Origin of the sequence: Kribbella sp. NPDC058693, from assembly GCF_042715335.1 — a bacterium.
Taxonomy (GTDB): domain Bacteria; phylum Actinomycetota; class Actinomycetes; order Propionibacteriales; family Kribbellaceae; genus Kribbella; species Kribbella jiaozuonensis.
Genome location: NZ_JBHXSQ010000004.1, coordinates 190713 through 207935, shown reverse-complemented (window position 1 = coordinate 207935; position 17223 = coordinate 190713). Strand labels below are relative to the sequence as shown.

Annotated in this window: 19 protein-coding genes; 12 read left to right on the top strand and 7 right to left on the bottom strand. The window is 68.5% G+C overall.

Annotated elements, in window-relative coordinates:
• Nucleotides 1–4: 4 nt before the first annotated feature.
• Nucleotides 5–199 carry a DUF5808 domain-containing protein gene (locus tag ACFWUU_RS27160; RefSeq protein WP_380179411.1) on the top strand — a complete coding sequence of 65 codons (195 nt, stop codon included), beginning with the start codon at nucleotides 5–7 and terminating at the stop codon, nucleotides 197–199.
• Here ACFWUU_RS27160 and ACFWUU_RS27155 read toward each other — a convergent pair.
• Nucleotides 182–2419: a HelD family protein gene (locus ACFWUU_RS27155; protein ID WP_380179409.1), complete on the bottom strand. Its 2238-nt coding sequence runs from the start codon at nucleotides 2417–2419 to the stop codon at nucleotides 182–184. The genes ACFWUU_RS27160 and ACFWUU_RS27155 overlap by 18 nt on opposite strands.
• A gap of 127 nt (nucleotides 2420–2546) precedes the next feature.
• Between ACFWUU_RS27155 and ACFWUU_RS27150 the strand changes: the two genes are divergently transcribed.
• From ACFWUU_RS27150 to ACFWUU_RS27140, 3 genes are read left to right on the top strand one after another with little or no spacing between them, the layout of a single operon-like run.
• Nucleotides 2547–3647, top strand: a complete 1101-nt coding sequence (locus ACFWUU_RS27150) for a M4 family metallopeptidase (RefSeq protein ID WP_380179407.1) — start codon at nucleotides 2547–2549, stop codon at nucleotides 3645–3647.
• A gap of 46 nt (nucleotides 3648–3693) precedes the next feature.
• Nucleotides 3694–4218 (top strand): NADPH-dependent FMN reductase, encoded by a 525-nt coding sequence (locus tag ACFWUU_RS27145; RefSeq protein WP_380179405.1) that lies wholly within the window; start codon nucleotides 3694–3696, stop codon nucleotides 4216–4218.
• Nucleotides 4219–4247: 29 nt separating this feature from the next.
• The gene (locus tag ACFWUU_RS27140; protein WP_380179403.1) at nucleotides 4248–5267 is read left to right on the top strand and encodes an LLM class flavin-dependent oxidoreductase; all 1020 of its coding nucleotides are present in this window, start codon (nucleotides 4248–4250) and stop codon (nucleotides 5265–5267) included.
• Between the two features lie 2 nt (nucleotides 5268–5269).
• On the opposite strand, the gene ACFWUU_RS27135 is transcribed toward ACFWUU_RS27140, so the two are convergent.
• Nucleotides 5270–5761, bottom strand: coding sequence for an Lrp/AsnC family transcriptional regulator (locus ACFWUU_RS27135; protein ID WP_137256047.1), 492 nt, complete (start codon nucleotides 5759–5761; stop codon nucleotides 5270–5272).
• A 123-nt stretch (nucleotides 5762–5884) separates the two neighbouring features.
• Between ACFWUU_RS27135 and ACFWUU_RS27130 the strand changes: the two genes are divergently transcribed.
• The 4 genes from ACFWUU_RS27130 (at nucleotide 5885) to ACFWUU_RS27115 (ending at nucleotide 8864) form a co-directional block, all read left to right on the top strand.
• On the top strand, nucleotides 5885–7036 hold the full coding sequence (locus ACFWUU_RS27130) for a trans-sulfuration enzyme family protein (RefSeq protein ID WP_380179401.1): 1152 nt from the start codon (nucleotides 5885–5887) through the stop codon (nucleotides 7034–7036).
• Between the two features lie 89 nt (nucleotides 7037–7125).
• Nucleotides 7126–7482 (top strand): helix-turn-helix domain-containing protein, encoded by a 357-nt coding sequence (locus ACFWUU_RS27125; protein ID WP_380179399.1) that lies wholly within the window; start codon nucleotides 7126–7128, stop codon nucleotides 7480–7482.
• A gap of 3 nt (nucleotides 7483–7485) precedes the next feature.
• Complete coding sequence (locus tag ACFWUU_RS27120; protein ID WP_380179397.1) at nucleotides 7486–8475, top strand: pyridoxal-phosphate dependent enzyme; 990 nt, start codon at nucleotides 7486–7488, stop codon at nucleotides 8473–8475.
• Nucleotides 8460–8864 carry a GNAT family N-acetyltransferase gene (locus tag ACFWUU_RS27115; RefSeq protein ID WP_380179395.1) on the top strand — a complete coding sequence of 135 codons (405 nt, stop codon included), beginning with the start codon at nucleotides 8460–8462 and terminating at the stop codon, nucleotides 8862–8864. Before ACFWUU_RS27120 ends, ACFWUU_RS27115 begins: the two co-directional genes overlap by 16 nt.
• On the opposite strand, the gene ACFWUU_RS27110 is transcribed toward ACFWUU_RS27115, so the two are convergent.
• Entirely contained in the window at nucleotides 8851–9726 is an 876-nt protein-coding gene (locus ACFWUU_RS27110) for a hypothetical protein (RefSeq protein ID WP_380179393.1), read from the bottom strand. The two genes, ACFWUU_RS27115 and ACFWUU_RS27110, sit on opposite strands and share 14 nt — an antisense overlap.
• Before the next feature lie 102 nt (nucleotides 9727–9828).
• Here ACFWUU_RS27110 and ACFWUU_RS27105 point away from each other — a divergent pair, with 102 nt between their 5' ends.
• Nucleotides 9829–11031 (top strand): MFS transporter, encoded by a 1203-nt coding sequence (locus ACFWUU_RS27105; RefSeq protein ID WP_380181764.1) that lies wholly within the window; start codon nucleotides 9829–9831, stop codon nucleotides 11029–11031.
• A gap of 35 nt (nucleotides 11032–11066) precedes the next feature.
• The gene (locus tag ACFWUU_RS27100) at nucleotides 11067–11996 is read left to right on the top strand and encodes a DMT family transporter (RefSeq protein WP_380179391.1); all 930 of its coding nucleotides are present in this window, start codon (nucleotides 11067–11069) and stop codon (nucleotides 11994–11996) included.
• Here the strand turns inward: ACFWUU_RS27100 and ACFWUU_RS27095 are convergent.
• Nucleotides 11918–12610 (bottom strand): TetR/AcrR family transcriptional regulator, encoded by a 693-nt coding sequence (locus ACFWUU_RS27095; RefSeq protein WP_380179389.1) that lies wholly within the window; start codon nucleotides 12608–12610, stop codon nucleotides 11918–11920. The genes ACFWUU_RS27100 and ACFWUU_RS27095 overlap by 79 nt on opposite strands.
• Before the next feature lie 46 nt (nucleotides 12611–12656).
• Between ACFWUU_RS27095 and ACFWUU_RS27090 the strand changes: the two genes are divergently transcribed.
• Complete coding sequence (locus ACFWUU_RS27090) at nucleotides 12657–13568, top strand: SDR family oxidoreductase (protein ID WP_380179387.1); 912 nt, start codon at nucleotides 12657–12659, stop codon at nucleotides 13566–13568.
• Here the strand turns inward: ACFWUU_RS27090 and ACFWUU_RS27085 are convergent.
• Both ACFWUU_RS27085 and ACFWUU_RS27080 read right to left on the bottom strand, forming a co-directional pair.
• On the bottom strand, nucleotides 13565–14284 hold the full coding sequence (locus tag ACFWUU_RS27085) for an MBL fold metallo-hydrolase (protein WP_380179385.1): 720 nt from the start codon (nucleotides 14282–14284) through the stop codon (nucleotides 13565–13567). The two genes, ACFWUU_RS27090 and ACFWUU_RS27085, sit on opposite strands and share 4 nt — an antisense overlap.
• Nucleotides 14285–14456: 172 nt before the next feature.
• Entirely contained in the window at nucleotides 14457–15053 is a 597-nt protein-coding gene (locus ACFWUU_RS27080) for a LysE/ArgO family amino acid transporter (RefSeq protein ID WP_380179383.1), read from the bottom strand.
• Nucleotides 15054–15126: 73 nt separating this feature from the next.
• Between ACFWUU_RS27080 and ACFWUU_RS27075 the strand changes: the two genes are divergently transcribed.
• Nucleotides 15127–16014 carry a LysR family transcriptional regulator ArgP gene (locus ACFWUU_RS27075; protein WP_380179381.1) on the top strand — a complete coding sequence of 296 codons (888 nt, stop codon included), beginning with the start codon at nucleotides 15127–15129 and terminating at the stop codon, nucleotides 16012–16014.
• On the opposite strand, the gene ACFWUU_RS27070 is transcribed toward ACFWUU_RS27075, so the two are convergent.
• Nucleotides 15965–17170, bottom strand: coding sequence for an FAD-dependent monooxygenase (locus ACFWUU_RS27070; protein ID WP_380179379.1), 1206 nt, complete (start codon nucleotides 17168–17170; stop codon nucleotides 15965–15967). The two genes, ACFWUU_RS27075 and ACFWUU_RS27070, sit on opposite strands and share 50 nt — an antisense overlap.
• Between the last annotated feature and the right edge of the window lie 53 nt (nucleotides 17171–17223).

The window sequence follows — 17223 nt, the reverse complement described above, 5'->3', positions numbered from 1 at the left end:
AGGTATGGGCGGTAAGACTGGGAAGTTTCTTGGTGTGCCGTACGACTGGCGTCCTCTGACGGGGGAGCGGGTCAAGTCTCGTTGGTGGAATCCGGACGACCCGCGGTGGTTCCCGCCGAAGGCGTTCGGGTGGGGGTTCGGCTTCAACTTCGCGCGGCTCTTCGGCCGGCGGGGCAAGGGCTCACCCCCAGGCGAGTGAGTCGCGGAGCACCTCCGGCAGGTCTCCGATCACGCCGAGGCGTTGGGTGCAGCGGGTCAGGGCGACGTACAGGTCGCGGAGGCCGCGCGGCGACTCGATCACGATGCCGTCGGGATCGACGACGAGGACCGAGTCGAACTCGAGGCCTTTTGCTTCGCGGGCGGTGAGGACAGTTACGCCGGCCAGGCCGTCGACAGCTTCCTGGATCAGCTCGAGGCGGTTCCGGGATGTGATCACGCCGACCTCGCCGTGCGCCGTCTCCTCCGCCGCCATCTTGTAGACGTACAGCGCCTGCTCGGCCGCGGGAACGTCAGCGTGCCACGGCTTCAGCCCGGTGGAGCGGACGGATTGCGGCGCCTGCGCCGACGGATCGACCTCCCGCAGTACGTCGTTGGCCAGCTCCATCACCTCCGCGGGCGTGCGGTAGTTCAGCGTCAGCTCGGCCAGCCGCCAGCGATGGTCGAACGTCTCGCCGAGCGCGCTCGCCCACGAAGTCCCGCCACCGATCGAGCTCGTCTGCGCAACATCACCAACCACGGTCATCGACCGCAACGGGCACCGCCGCGCAATCGCCCGCCACGCCATCGGCGACAACTCCTGCGCCTCGTCGACGATGACATGACCGTACGTCCACCGCCGATCCGCCGCGGCCCGATCAGCCAGCGTCCGGTCGTCATCCGCCTCGTACCGCTCGGCCAACGCCTCCGCGTCCAACAGGTCCTTCGCGGTCAGGATCTCCGCCTCGTCGTCCTCGTCCCAGTCGGTCGAACCCGAACCGCTCAGCACGTCCAAAGCCCCTTGTGCATAAGCGACTGCGCGCGCCCGCGCCGCCCGCTCCCGCGCCGCCTCGGTGCCGTCGTCGCCGAGCAGCTCCGCCGCCTCGTCCAGCAGCGGTACGTCGGCCGGCGACCAGTCGTCGCCGTACCTCAACAAATGTTCACGATCCAGCTCCGACAACTGCGGTGCGGCCGTCGCCAGCCGGGCCTCGTCGCCGTACAGATCCTCGAGCAGCTTCTGCGGACTGAGCAACGGCCACAGCTGCTCCAGCAGAGCCTGTACGGCGGGCTCGGCGAGCACCTCCTTGCGCAGCTCGGCCAGGTCGTACTCGTCGAGCAACTGCTCCCCGTCGAGCGGATCGGTGCCGATCAGCTCGGCGTACTGGTTCGTGAGGTAGTCGGTGAACTCGTTGAGGATGAACGGCCGCGCCTGGTTGTGGGTGAGACCGCGGTTGCGAACCCGCGCGTGCGTCTCCGCGCACACCGACGGGTCGAGCGTGAGCTCGGTCCGCTCGACCGTGACCCGGACCGGCTCGTCCGGGATCCACTGCCGATCGATGACCGCCTTCGCGATCACGTCGGCCATCACCGTCCGCCCCTTCACCTCGGCGCTCTCCGGCGGCTCCGGGCGGGTCGCGTTCAGGCCCGGGTACAGCTCGGCGATCGTGACCAGCCGGACGCCGTCCTCACCGAGCGACGGCAGCACCTGTCCGATGAACCGCAGGAACGCCGCATTCGGCCCGACGACGAGAATTCCGCGCTTTTCCAGCTGCTCACGATGTGTGTACAGAAGAAATGCCGCGCGGTGCAGCGCGATCGCGGTCTTTCCGGTGCCAGGACCACCTTGAACGACCAGGATTCCGGGCAGTTCGGAACGGATGATCCGGTCCTGATCGGCCTGGATGGTCTGGACGATCGACTCCATCCGGCCGGTCCGCCGCGCCTCGAGCGCCTTCATCAGCACGGCCTCGCCGATCACGCCGGTGCCGGGCTTGGACGGGTCGGCCGCCTCCCGGCCGAGATCAAGCTGCTCGTCCTGGACGTCGATCACCCGGCGCAACCGGGTCTGGATGTGCCGGCGGCGTACGACGTCGTGGTTCGCCACCGCGGTCGCGATGTAGAACGGCCGCGCCGCCGGGGCGCGCCAGTCGACCAGCAAGGGCTCGTAGTCCGCGTCGTGCAGGCCGATCCGGCCGATGTGCAGGATCTCGCCGGCGGCGGTGTCGAGGCGGCCGAAGTACAGGCCCTCCTCGGCGGCGTTCAGCCGGGCCTGCCGGAGTTTGAGGTCACGGATGCGTCCGTCGCGCTGGTGCAGTGCCTGCGCGTTGCGGGTGCTGACGAGTTGCTCGTCGTCGGTCCGGGCGTCCGTGCGCTCGCGCTCGCTGTCGAGCGCGGCGTAGAACGTGGTCAGTTGAGCCTGTTCGGCGTCGACCGGATTCGGCAATTCAAACCCCTTGTGTTAAAATACGTCCCGTTGGTTTTCAGGCCGCATTTCGTCGTTCAGGAAATGACACTGCGCGCAGCAGCCACAAATCCTTGAGTTTATCCCTTTCCGGGGTTTTCCTGTAGTGGTGTTCCACTCAATCATCCCGCCGTACCTGCTCGAGCAGCTCGAGCGGTCCGCGAGTGACCCCAGCCTCCGTGCCCGGTACCGGCAGTCGCTGCAGCACGACGCCGTACTGCGAACGCGGCCCGCGGCCGGCCGTGACACCGCGGCCGCAGCACCCGGCGGCAGGCAGCGCCAGGTGTACGACGCGGAGAACGGCACCGACCTGCCCGGCACGCTCGTGCGCGCCGAGGGCGACGACGCGGTCCAGGACCAGGCGGTGAACCAGGCGTACGACGGCACCGGCGCGACCTGGACGCTGTACCAGGAGTGCTTCGGGCGGGACTCGATCGACGGCGCCGGGCTGGTGCTGACCTCGACGGTGCACTACGACCGCGGGTACGCGAACGCGTTCTGGGACGGCGCGCAGATGGTGTTCGGCGACGGTGACGGGGAGATCTTCGGGAACTTCACGTCCTCGATCGATGTCACCGGCCACGAGCTGACCCACGGCGTCACGCAGTACACGGCGAATCTTGCGTACGAGGGCCAGTCAGGTGCGCTGAACGAGAGCATCTCGGACGTGTTCGGCTCGCTCGCCAAGCAGTACGCGATGGGTCAGAGTGCGGCGGATGCGGACTGGCTGATCGGCGCGGGGCTGTTCCTGCCGGGCGTCCAGGGCGTCGCGCTGCGCTCGATGAAGGCACCCGGCACGGCGTACGACGATCCGCGGCTGGGCAAGGATCCGCAGCCGGCCGACATGTCCGGGTACGTCGACACCCAGGACGACAACGGCGGCGTACACATCAACTCCGGCATCCCGAACCGCGCGTTCTACCTGGTCGCGGCCGACCTCGGCGGGAACGCGTACGACGACGCCGGCAAGATCTGGTACGGCACGCTGACGTCCAGCAGCCTGACCGAATCCAGCAGGTTCAGGGACTTCGCCGAAGCCACGCAGGCCACGGCCCGCGACCTGTTCGGCGACGACTCCACGCAGCTCGCCGCCGTCAGCAAGGCCTGGCAGACCGTCGGCGTCCTCGGCGACCAGACCCGACTCATGAGTGCGGCCCAGACCGAGCTCCAGCCCTCCACCCCGCCCGCGCCGCCGCCGAACGGCGGATGAGACGGGGTTTGACCTCAAGTCTTGTTGAGGTACTAACGTCCCTCGCGTGACTGTTCATCCGCTGCGGCTCGTCGTGCTGACGCGCAATCTCGACAGCGGACGATTCGGTACGGCGGTCACCCGCTGGTTCGCGCGGGCGGTCGAGCGGGCGGACGAGTTCAAGCTCGACCTGATCGATCTGAGCGTGGTGCCGCCGGTGGAGCTGCCGCGGCGGATCGCGGACGCGGACGCGGTCGTGATCGTCACGGCGGAGTACAACCACGCGTATCCGGGTGACGTGAAGACCGCGATCGACGCCGTACGGCGGCCTTGGTACGCGAAGCCGGTCGGATTCGTCGTGTACGGCGGGCGGTCGGGCGGACTGCGCGCGGCCGAGCAGCTCAGGCTGGTCTTCGGCGAGCTGCACGCGGTGACGATCCGCGACAGTCTCGGCTTCCGCGAGGAGGACTTCGACGACGGCGAGCCGACGGACCCGACCACGGCGCACGCCGCGGCGGCGATGCTCCGGCAGCTCGCGTGGTGGGCTCGATCACTCCGCGACGCGCGGGCAAACACGCCGTACCCGGAATAGGCGGCCCGCGGCGCCGGTTGGCAACAGACGTGAGCGCCGAACCGATGCCCCTGTCCGTGCTCGACCTCTCCCCGGTGCCGACAGGCACGCGGCCGTCGGAGGCGCTGCACGAGACGCTCGAGCTGGCCCGCACCGCGGAGGCGGCCGGCTATTACCGCTACTGGCTGGCGGAGCATCACAACATCCGCAGCGTGGTGAGCACGAGCCCCGAGGTGATGATCGCGGCGGTCGCGGCCGCCACGTCGACGATCCGCGTCGGATCTGGCGGGATCATGCTGCCGAATCACTCCCCGCTGAAGGTTGCCGAGACGTTCCGCGTCCTCGGCGGGCTGTACCCGGACCGCATCGACCTCGGCATCGGCCGCGCGCCGGGCACCGACCAGCGCACCGCGCTCGCCCTGCGCCGCAGCCGCGAGGCCCTCGGTGCGGACGACTTCACCGAGCAGTACGCCGAACTTCGCGCGTACGTCGAAGGCTTCCCGGCCGGCCACCCGTTCGAGCCGATCAGCGCGCAGCCGGACGACGTACCGCTCCCGCCGGTGTGGATCCTCGGATCCAGCACGTACGGCGGTCAGGCGGCGGCCGCGCTCGGCACCGGGTTCGCGTACGCCGGGCATTTCGGCACGCTCGATCCGGCCGGCGTCATCGCGACGTACAAGGAGAACTTCCAGCGTTTCGAGAACGACGGTGAGCCGCGGGCGATGCTCGCGCTCGCCGCGATCGTCGCGGAGACCGAGGAACGCGCCCAGGCCCTGGCCCGCGCGAACGCACTCTCGATGCTCCGCCTCCGCTCCGGCCGCCCAGGCCCGCTGCCTTCGCCCGAGGAAGCCGCGGACTACCCGTGGTCCGAAGCGGAAGAGGCTGCGGTCGAGGAGTGGGCCGGACTGGTGTCCGTCGGCACGCCTGACCAGGTGGCCGCCGACCTGCTCCGCCGAGTCAACAAGGCCGACGCCGACGAGCTGATCATCACCACAAACATCCACGACCCCGCCGAACGCCGCCGCTCGTTCGAGCTGCTGGCGCAGGCCTGGGGACTCAAGCCGCGCTGACCTCAGCTTCCCCGGATGTGCTCGAAGATCAGGCTGGTCTCGGCGTGGCTCACGGCCGGATCCGCCGTGAGGTGATCGAGCACGAACTCCCGGAGTGCATCCGGGGTGGCTGCGCTGACGTGCAGTAGATAGTCGTTCGCTCCGCTGACATGGAACAGCGAGAGCACGCCCGGCAGCCTCGGAACCTTCGCGCGGAAGCGGTCGATCTCGTCGCGCGAGTGCGCGCCGATGCGGATCGCGATCAGCGCCTGCAGCGGCTGACCCAGCGCGCCCAGATCCACGTCGGCATGGAAGCCGCGGATCACCCCACGCTCACGCAGTGACCGCACCCGCGTGAGACACGTCGACGGCGCGATCCCGGTCGCCTCGGCGAGCGCGTTGTTCGCCATCCGCCCGTCGGCGGTGAGCAGTTGCACCAGCTTCCGATCGACCTCGTCGAGGCCACCGGGCGCCGGCCGCGGAGCCGGTCCAGGGCTCCGACGTTCCTTCGGCATGCCCTCACTCTAGAGCCCGTCCACAGAATCCACAGCGTGTGGATGACCCTGTGGACGAATTTTCTTCGGAACTATTGCAGCAATCTCGCAGAAGATTCCAAGCTCACAGGTGAGGAGGCAGCCATGACCCAGCTCGACACCCGTTCGGTCCACGCCGGTCGCGACGACCTGGCCGCTCTCGGCGTCCACGTCCCGCCGATCGACCTGTCCACGACCTATCCGCTCCCCGACGTGAACACGGGCGGAGCGTCGTACGACGCGCTCGCGGAGGGGCGCGGGCCGGACGGCGGCAGCCTCGTCTACCAGCGCCTGTGGAACCCGACCGTCGCCCGCTTCGAGGACGCGCTGGCCGAGCTCGAGCACACCGACGGCGCCGTCGCGTTCGGCTCGGGCATGGCCGCGCTCACCGCCTGCCTGCTCGCCAGCGTCGCTGCCGGCCGTCCGCACGTGGTCGCCGTACGGCCGCTGTACGGCGGCTCGGACCACTTGTTATCCACAGGTCTCCTGGGGACAACCGTGACTTACACACAGCCGAGTGAAGTCGCCGGAGCGATCCGCCCCGACACCGGTCTGGTGATCGTCGAGACTCCGGCGAACCCGACTGTGGCCCTTGTGGACATCGCGGCGGTTGCAGCGGCGGCCGGCGACGTACCCGTGCTGGTGGACAACACGTTCGCGACGCCGGTCCTGCAGCAGCCGGCTCGGCACGGGGCGAGCCTGGTGTTGCACTCGGCAACCAAGTACCTCGGCGGTCATGGTGACGTTATGGGTGGCGTCGTCGCGGCCGGCGTGGAGTGGGTCGGCCGGCTTCGGCAGATCCGCGCTGTGACAGGTGGGCTGCTGCATCCGTTGGCGGCGTACGAACTGCACAGGGGACTGCAGACGTTGCCGGTTCGGGTACGGGCGCAGCAGGCGACCGCCATCAAGGTCGCCGACTGGCTGTCGGCGCAGCCGATGGTCGAGCAGGTCTACTACCCGGGCCTCACCGATCCCCAAGGCTTGATCGGACGTCAGCAATCCGGTCCTGGAGCTGTCCTCGCCTTCACCCTGACCGGCGGATTCGAGGCCGCATCCCGAGTGGCCAACCGTTTGCAGCTCATCACTCACGCCGTGTCCCTGGGCGGTGTGGACACGCTCATCCAGCACCCCGCAGCACTCACGCACCGCCTCGTGGCTGCCGAGGCGAAGCCGTCGGACGGCCTGCTGCGCCTGAGCCTCGGCCTGGAGGACCCCGAGGACCTGACTGCCGACCTCCAGCAGGCGCTCAACAGGTGAGCAAGAATCTGCTCAGGGCAGATCTTCGTACGGCCGACCTGCTGGAGATGGCACACTCGGTATAGGACATGAGGCGAGGAGGACCAGACGTGTTGCTACGCCAGGTGATCGGGAACGTCTTCCGCCGCTTGCGGCGCGAGCGGGGGATCACCCTGCGCGAGCTCGCCGAGCTGGCCCAGGTGTCGGTGCCGTACCTGTCCGAGATCGAGCGCGGCCGCAAGGAGCCGTCCTCGGAGATCCTCGCCGCGATCTGCCGGGCGCTCGAGCTGGAGCTGTCCGACCTGCTGGCCGAGGTGCAGTTCGACCTGGCTACCGCCGTACGGTCCACCCTGCCCGTCCGGCTGCAGACCGCCGCGATCCGCGTCGAGGACCGCGCCGCGCACCGGATCCCGTCCGGCCCGCATGCGTACTCCGCAACGGCCCAGGCGTTCGCACTCGTCGCCTAGCTGGTGCACTGGTACGAGAACCCGGCCGCGCGGTCCTGGCGTACGTCGCCGGCGCCGGCCGAGGTGTTGTCGTTCCACCAGAGCCTCCCGTCGTACCGCCCGACTCCGCTGACCCCTGTCCCGGCGCTCGCCGCCGAACTGGGGGTCGGTCAGGTGCTGGTGAAGGACGAGTCGCAGCGGCTCGGGCTGCCGGCGTTCAAGGCGTTGGGTGCGTGGTGGGCGATCCACCGTGCTGTGCAGGAACACCCGGGCGCGACTGAGTTGGTCACCGCGACTGACGGCAACCACGGTCGTGCTGTGGCGCGTCGGGCCGCGATGCTCGGGCTGGCGGCGCACGTCTTCGTCCCGGATGTGGTGAGCGACGCCTCCGTGGACGCGATCCGGTCGGAGGGCGCGGCGGTGACCGTCGTACCGGATTCGTACGACGCTGCGGTCGCGGAGGCTGCGTCGTACGCGGGGGAGGATCGGCTGTTGATCCAGGACTCCGCGTGGCCCGGGTACGAGGTGATTCCGCAGTACATCGTGGACGGGTATTCGACGCTGTTTCGCGAGATTGACGTGCAGCCTGACCTAGTGGTTGTCCCGATGGGCGTCGGCTCGGCGGCCCAGGCAGCCGTCACCCACTACCGGAGCGGGGCAGTGACTCCCGCCCTGCTCGGCGTCGAGCCGGCCAGCGCGTCCTGCGTCACCACCAGCCTTCTCGCGGGCGAGCTGCTCACGATCCCGACCAGCAAGACCGTCATGGCCGGCCTCAACTGCGGTACGCCGTCGTCGCTGGCGTGGCCCGTTCTGCGATCAGGCCTGGATTACTCGGCCACGGTCGAGGACGACGCCGCGCTGCAGGCTGTGGACGACCTTCGCGCGGCCGGCATCTCCTCCGGACCGAGCGGCGCGGCAACCCTCGCCGGCCTGCGTGCGGCACGCGACCGGCTAAATCTGATGGAGGACAGCACGGTTGTGCTGATAAGCACTGAGGCGTGGACACCAACCTGAGCTATGTCGTGCGCTTCCCGGTGGACGACCGTGAGTTGTCCGAGCTGCATGCTGCCGCGTTCGAGAGCGAGCTCGAGGTCAGCGCGTGGGGTGAGCGGTTGGAGCGGTGGGCGCTGACCTGGGTCGGTGCCTTCAGCAACGATCGGCTGGTCGGGTTTGTGCAGGTGTGCTGGGACGGCGGGGCGCACGCGTTCGTGCTGGACACCGCCGTACGTCCCGACCATGGTCGGCGAGGTATCGGCAAGCAGTTGGTCCTGACGGCCGCCGAGGAGGCTCGGAAGGCCGGGTGTGAATGGCTCCATGTCGACTTCGAGCCGCATCTGAGCGCGTTCTACCTGGATGCGTGCGGCTTCCGCCCGACTGATGCGGGGCTGCTCAAGCTCCGATGATGGTGAGTCGTTCGGTGGAGATGCAGGACGTCAGGCAACGTTCCTTCGCGTCGCCGAGCAGGTCCGCGGTCCACGTGGTGAAGCCGCCGTCGCCGAGCCCTTCGCCGTCGCGATCGATGCCGAGCGCGGTCCCGGCGTAGTACGCCTCGCTCTTGGTCCGCTCGGTGTCCTCGGTGAAGGCGACGCCGAGCGCCGGTCTGACCGTGTCCTCGATCCGGTCCCGCAATGCGGACTCCTTGAACGCGGTGAAGCTGAGCTCGGCCTTCTCACCGAGTACGTCGCGCCAGAAGCTCAAGTGATCGATCAGCAGCTCGGCCTCGGTCCGGCACGAGCCGGTATCACGCGCGCTCGACACCAGCACGAACAGCTCGAAATGCGCCGACATCCCGGGCCCGTCGAACGGCTGCGCCCGTACCACTCGCTGGCAGGTTGCCAGGTGCACCCGCTCCTGCCCGGCACGACGACGTACGGCGGCCTCGATCGCCAGCTCGTTGGTGGGATCGCTGGCGACCTCCGTGCCGCGGATCGTGCTGACCACCTGGTGCTGGTTGATCGTCGCGATCGCGGAGCACGTGCCGAGGGGAGTCACCGGGGACAGCTGGACGCCGTCGAACTTGTCCGGCAGCGCGGCCCACAGCCGCTGCTGGGTGTTCACCAGCTCGCGCGGATCGATCGTCGACGGGCGCACGAAGCGGTCCTGCTGCCAGCGCTGCAACAGCCGCGCCGGCGTCACCTTGGCGGCCCGCTCGCGGGTCACGTCGAGCAGCACCGACTGCAGCTCTGACTGGCTCAATCCGTCCACGAGCGCATCACGGCTGCCCTCCGGCAGCTTCGCCCAGAACCGTTCGCTGACCTGTTCCATCGCCCCACTCTGACGGATATTCCAGCGGTTTCGCGCGCCATTTTCGCGTATCTTCGATGCATGAGACTGCCGAGCCCGCATCTTTGACGCACTGACAAGAGTCTGTTCGCCCGGGTTATTGCCTTCGAGGCGTTCCACGACTTCATCCCGCTCTACCCGCTGTACCAGCTGCTGTTCGCCGATCACGGACTGTCGGCTGCCCAGATCTCGACGCTGTTCGTCATCTGGTCGGCGACCGCGTTCGTCCTCGAGGTGCCGTCGGGCGCCTGGGCGGACACGTACTCCCGGCGCAAACTGCTGATCCTCGGCGCCTTGATCAGCGCGGCTGGGTATGCCGCGTGGATCACGCTCCCCACCTTCGCCGGCTTCGCGCTGGGCTTCGTTCTCTGGGGGATCTCGTCCGCGCTGATCTCCGGCACGTACGAGGCGTTCGTGTACGACGAACTTGCCGCGCGCGACCGGACCGCCGACTATGCGACCGTCCTCGGTCGCGCCCGCTCCGCGTCGTTCGTCACGAACCTCGCGGCGACCGCTCTCGCCACGCCGCTGTTCGCGCTCGGCGGCTACACGCTGGCCGGAATCGTCAGCGTCCTCAGCGGTCTGCTGCAGGCGGTCGTTGCGTGGACGCTCCCCGAAGCGCGAGCTGTCGAGACCGCTCGTGAGGCGGAGGAGTCCGGCACCCGAGCGGCCTTCGCCGATTACCTCCGCATGCTTCGATCAGGTGTCACCGAGGTGCTGGTCAGCCGGTCGGTGCGCCGGGCGGTGGCGTTGGTCGCGCTGCTGGGCGGGTTCCTGGCATTCGACGAGTACTTTCCGCTGCTCGCCCGGGAGACCGGTGCGACGACGGGTGTGATCCCGCTGCTGATCGCGGGGACCGTTGCAGCGCAGGCGATCGGCAGCGCGCTCGCGGGACCGGCGTACAAGTTGCCTGCGGCAATCTTTGCGGTGGGACTCGGGGCGACGGCGCTGCTGATCGCGACCGGGGCCTTGAGCGGGTCGGCGTGGGGATTCCTGCCGATCGCGCTCGGCTACGGGCTGATGCAGCTGGTGATCGTGGTGTCGGAGTCGCGGCTGCAGGACGCGATCACCGGCCGGGCGCGGGCGACCGTGACCTCGGTGTCGGGTTTCTTCGCCGAGGTCTTCGCGATCGCGGTGTACGGCGGGTTCGCGCTCGGGTCGCTCTGGTTCACGATGTCGGTGCTGGTCGCGGGGCTGACGATCCCGGTGCTCGTCACGGCGTTCGTCGTACCGTTCGCGCTGCCGGAGCCGCGCAGTTCGGTGGCCGCCGAAGCGTCCGACACCTAGCCTCACACCATGACCGTCGACGGCGTTGTAAGAGTATGAAGAAGCAGGGTGTGCTGGCCGCCGGTGCGGCCGCGGTCACGGTGGTGCTGTGGGCGTCGGCGTTCGTTGCGATCCGCCACGTCGGTCAGGAGATCTCGGCCGGTGCGCTGGCGCTCGGGAGGTTGCTCGTCGGCAGTGTGCTGCTCGGGATCTTCGTGTTCGCGCGGCCGCGGCGTTGGCCGGCTCGCGGTGACTGGAAGTTTCTGCTGGCCTGCGGTCTGCTCTGGTTCGGCGTCTACAACCTCGCGCTGAACGAGGCCGAGCACCACCTCGACGCCGGTACGACGGCGATGCTCGTCAACATCGGCCCGTTGCTGATCGCGCTGCTGGCGGGCGTTCTTCTCCACGAGGGTTTCCCGCGTCAGCTGGTGATGGGGAGCGTCGTCGCGTTCGGAGGGGTGGTCCTGATCGGGCTGTCGTCGTCCAACGGCACCGCCGAGACGTGGGGTGTGGTGCTGTGTCTGGTGGCCGCGGCGGCGTACGCGATCGGTGTCGTCTCGCAGAAGCCGTTGCTCGCCCGGCTGCCTGCGCTCGAGGTGACGTGGTTGTCGTGCGTGATCGGTGCGGTCGCGTGTCTGCCGTTCGGGCCGACGCTGGTTCACGAAGTGGGTGACGCACGAGCGTCGACGATCTGGTGGGTCGTGTTCCTCGGCGCGTTCCCGACCGCGATCGCCTTCACCACCTGGGCTTACGCGTTGGCCCGTACGACGGCCGGCCGGATGGGCGCGACGACGTACCTGGTCCCGCCGCTCACGATCTTCCTCGGCTGGTTGCTGCTCGGTGAGAGCCCGGCGCCGCTCGCGTACGGCGGTGGCGCGCTGTGTCTCGTGGGCGTCGCGATCTCGCGCTACCGGCGACGGGCGGTGGCTGCGATGCCCGCGGTCAGTGTGGAGAGCCCGGACTCGAACCCGTCGTCGAAGTCGTAGGCGAGGCCGTCTACTCCAAGCTCGCCGACGATCCGCGTCAGTGTTGGTGCCTTGTCCGCCGGCAGGGCGCGTACGCGGGTGAGTAGGTCAGGAGCCAGCTCGAACGTCTCGGCCCGCACGGACGCCTCGCCGAGGCTGAACCCGTGGATGAAATCGATCAGCGTGTTGGCCGCCTCGAAGATCTGACGCGGCTTCAAGCCTGCTCGGTCGAGTGCGCGATAGAACGGCTCCATCGTGACCACGACGACGTCAGAGACTGCTGACGTGTCGGAGAGCACCTGGAGCGCCAGGTTCGGGTGCTGGCGGAGGCCGTTGCGATAGGCCCGGGCAGCCTCCTTGAGCTGCTCGTCCCAGGGGACGGCGTCGCCGGGGTCGGGTAGCTCCAGCCCGGCGAACACGAGCTCCGCGAGGCCGGCCAGTACGGCGGCCTTGTTCGGCAGGTGGTGGTACAGCGACATCGGGTTGACCTGCAGTGTCGCCGCCAGCCGCCGCATGGTCAGCGCGTCGATGCCCTCGTCGTCGACGATCCGCAGCGCCGCGGTCAGGATCGTCTCCCGGCTCAGCCGCTCCTCCCCGGCGCGGGGCCGCCCGGAGCGCTTGCCGACGTTAACCATACGTCGTATGGTACATAATCGTACAACGTATGGATAAGGAGGACCGATGAAGTCGTTGGCGGGGAAGGTGGCGTTGGTCGCCGGGGCGACCCGGGCGGCCGGGCGGGGGATCGCGGTCGAGCTCGGTGCGGCCGGCGCGACCGTGTACGTGACCGGCCGGACCACCCGGAGCCGGCAGTCGGAGATGGCTCGGCCGGAGACGATCGAGGAGACGGCCGAGCTCGTCGACAAGGCCGGCGGGCGCGGGATCGCCGTACCGACGGATCATCTCGATCCTTCGCAGGTGCGTGAGTTGGTCGAGCGGATCGAGGCCGAGCAGGGTGCGCTGCACATCCTGGTGAACGACATCTGGGGTCAGCACGGCGAGCCCGACTGGGACAAGACCGTGTGGGAGAGCTCGCTCGAGCCCGGTCTGCGGCTGCTGGAGCTGGGCGTGAACACGCACGCGATCACCAGCCATTTCGCGCTGCCGCTGCTGATCAAGACACCCGGCGGGCTCGTGGTCGAGATGACGGATGGCACGAACGAGTACAACGCCTCGAACTATCGCGTCTCGTTCTTCTACGACGTCGCGAAGGGCGCGGTCAGCCGGATGGCGTTCGCGCTGGCGCACGAGTTGAAGCAGTACGACGCGGCCGCCGTACTGCTCACGCCGGGGTGGTTGCGGTCGGAGGCGATGCTCGACGGGTTCGGCGTACGCGAGGAGAACTGGCGGGACGCGACCGAGAAGGTCCCGCACTTCGCGATCTCCGAGAGCCCGTCGTACGTCGGCCGCGCGGTGGCGGCGCTCGCAGCGGATCCCGACGTACGGCGGTGGAACGGCAAGTCGACGTCGAGCGGCGAACTCGCCCAGCTCTACGGCTTCACCGACCTAGACGGCAGCCAACCCGACGCCTGGCGCTACATCGTCGAGGTAGAAGGCGCCGGCAAACCGGCCGACACCACGGGCTACCGCTAAAGCTTGTACGGCGGGCAGACGTCGCCGCCGGTGCCCGGTCCCTCAACCGGCGCGACGTCGACCGGCAGGAGCTGCGTGCCGCCGGCGCCTGGCCTGCCGTCCGCGCCCTGCGTACGGTCGGCGCCGGGCGGGGCACCTGGTTGCAGGGCGTTGCTCGGGTGTGCGGCCGCGATCGGCACGCCCAGCGCGGCCGCCATCGCCAGCACCTCCCGCCGCGACGTCACGGCGGTCGCAGGGTCGCGCTCGTACACATACGTCAGCTCAGGCCACCGAGCCTGCGCCGGATGCACCAAAACGTCCCCACCCAGGATCGCCCGCTCCGTCACCACCGCCTGATGCCCGGGCGTATGCCCCGGCGTAGGCACCAACCGCATCCCCCGCAGCGCAGTCTCCCCATCCACCACCCGCAACTGCCCGGCCTCCTCGATCGGCCGGATCCTGCTCAAGTACGTCGCCCCGCCGCGCACATGCTCCACCTCGTCCCGCTGCACGACATACTCCGCCCGCGGAAACAACGGCCGCACCCCGTCCGAAGCCCACCCCACATGATCCAGATGCACATGCGTCAACACGACCGCATCCACATCCGCCACCTCAACCCCGACCCGCCCCAACAACCCAGGTAACCGCCCAGCCACCCCCAACCACTCCGCCGCCTCCCCACCAGCCGGCCCAACCCCCGCATCCACCAACACCAAGCCATCACCCGAACTCACCAAATAACTATGAAAATGCAACAACCACCCCTCCCCCCGAACGTTCCCCGGCATAACGTCCCTGGTCCACCCCGCCTGCCCAGAACCCCAACCAGCCAAGGCCTCCGAAACCCCCTCCGGAAACACCGCCACCGCATCACACAACACCGTCACGTCCACAGCCATCATCAAATCAGGGAAGCAGCATCCAGGTGGCCAGGGTGGCCATGATTACGGCTATGGCGGAGTCCAGGAATTGCCAGGCTCGGGGGCGGGCGAAGACTTTTGTGAGTTTGCTGGAGAAGAAGCCTAGGGCGAAGAACCAGATGAAGCTGGCGGCTACTGCTCCTAGGCCGTAGAGCCAGCGGCCGTTGGTGCCTCGTTGGTTGGCGAGGGAGCCGAGGAGGACGACGGTGTCGAGGTAGACGTGGGGGTTGAGGTATGTGAAGCCGAGGCAGGTGAGTACGACGCTGCGGAGGGCGGCGGGGGCGTGGTCGGCGGGGGTGATTGCGCCGGGATTGAAGGCACGCTTGGCGGCCAACGCGGCGTACGTGTAGAGGAAGGCGGCGCCGCCGAACTTCGCGATGTCGAGGGCGAGTTGGCTGCGGGTGAGGAGGGCGCCGAGGCCGAGGATGCCACTGGAGATCAGGAGTGCGTCGGAGAGTGCGCAGGTCAGCACCACCGGGAGGACGTGTTCGCGGCGCAGGCCCTGGCGGAGTACGAAAGCGTTCTGGGCGCCGATCGCGACGATCAGGGAAATCGACGTGGCGAATCCGGCGAAGAGGGGCATGTCTTCGACGGTAGGCAGTTCGGCGGCTTGAAACCAGCTAAAGATTCTGATGCTGCATTAGGATTGCTTCATCATGCAGTTCGACTCCGTGCAGCTCGAGACGTTCGTGGCCGTCGTCGACGAAGGCAGTTTCGACGCGGCGGCGAGGCGGCTGCGGGTCACGCCGTCCGCGATCAGCCAACGAATCAAGGCCTTGGAGAGCCGTCTCGGTCAGGTCGTGGTGATGCGCGGCAGGCCGGCCCGGGCGACCGCGGCGGGTGAGGCGCTGCTCCGGCTGGCCCGCCAGGTGTCCCTGCTCGAGCTCGAGGCGATCGCCGCCGTCCGCGGTACGGTCGACGCGCAGCGGATCCCGCTCGCGGTGAACGCGGACTCGCTCAACAACTGGTTCCTGCCCGCGATGCTCGACCTGTCCCGGACCCACAACGCCCGGTTCCTGGTGCACCAGGAGGACGAGGAGCACTCGGCGGAGTACCTCCGCAACGGTACGGTCCTGGCCGCGGTGACCGCCGATCCCCGACCGGTACAGGGCTGTCGCGTCGTACCGCTCGGCAAGATGCGGTACCTCCCGCTCGCCACCCCGGAGTACGCCGAACGCTGGCTGGCCGGGAAGCCGTTGCCGGAGGCACTCGCCGAGGCCCCGATGGTCGTCTTCAACGAGAAGGACGTGCTGCAGCACAGGCTGCTCCGAAAGGTGACCCGGCGGAAGCTGGATCCTCCGTCGCACGCGATCCCCGCCTCCGCGCCGTTCCACGAGGCGGTCCGGATCGGGCTCGGCTGGGGGATGATCGAGGACCAGATCGCCGGATCCGAGCTCGCCGCCGGCCGCCTGGTGGAAGTTGCCTCAGGCAAATACATCGACGTACCGCTGTACTGGCAGCACTGGAAGCTCGAGTCCGGCGTCCTCGACGCACTCACCGACGCGGTGCTGCGGGCCGCAGCGGAAGGTCTTCGTACGTCGTGAGCTCGATCGCGTTGCCGACCTTCAGCGACATGTCCCGGATCATGTTCCGCCACGGCAGGTACGGCATCATCCGGAAGGTCAGGTTGCGCAGCTTCATGAACCACTTGCTCGCCGGGATGAACCACATCGCCCCGTCGACCGCCTGCTTCTGACACGCCACGACGAAGTCCTTCATCCGTACGTCGTACGCCGCGAACGCCTGCTCGTGATCCCCGCCGGCCGCGTGCAACTCACCGGCGAGCACGTACGCACCGACGACAGCCAGGCTCGTACCCATCCCGGACAACGGCGAAGCGCAGTACCCGGCGTCGCCGACCAGCGCGATCCGGCCGCGCGAGTAGCTGTCCAGCTTGATCTGGCTGATCGAGTCGAAGTAGAAGTCCGGCGCGGTCCGCATCCCCTCGAGCAGCGTCGGCACCTCCCAGCCGAGATCCTTGAACTGCTCCTCGACGATCGCCTTCTGCGACGGCACGTTCCGCCGGTCGTACTTCAGGTCCGAGGAGGTGAAGTAGAACAGCGCCTTCGCCTCGGTGTTGTCGCGTGCGCTGTAGGTGCCGACGGTCTTGCCGGGCACGTTGAAGATCTGGCCGGTGTGGTCCAGGCCGAGGTGGTTCTCGACAGTGCAGACGGATGCGTAGTACCCGAGGTCATGGATGTACGACGACTCCGCGCCGAACGCCAACCGCCGTACGTTCGAGTGCAGCCCGTCCGCGCCGACGACCAGGTCGAACCGCCGCCGCATCCCGCTCTCGAACACGACGTCGACCCCGTCCGCGTCCTGGTCGAGCGAGACGATCGAGTCGTCGAACAGGTACTCCATGGTGTCCTTCGTCAGCGTGTACAGGATGTCGACCAAGTCGCCCCGGAGGATCTCGAGCTCGCCGCTGAACGCCTCGGACGAGGTGGTCGCGGCCACCTTCCCGGACTCCTTCACGTACGTCATCGCGCCCATCCGGGTCGCCTTCGCCTCGACCGCGTCCAGGATGCCCATCCGCTCGAGCACCTTCATCGACGCGCCGCGGAAGTCGACCGCGTAGCCGCCGGGGCGCGGCGCCGGAGCGCGCTCGACCACGGTCGGGGTGAAGCCGTACCGCTGCAGCCAGTACGCCAGGGCCGGACCCGCCACACTCGCGCCGGAAATCAGAACTGTCGTCATCGGAACCCCTCCAGAAGTAGTTGGTGTGCCACGACTGTACGACGGTCTTAGAC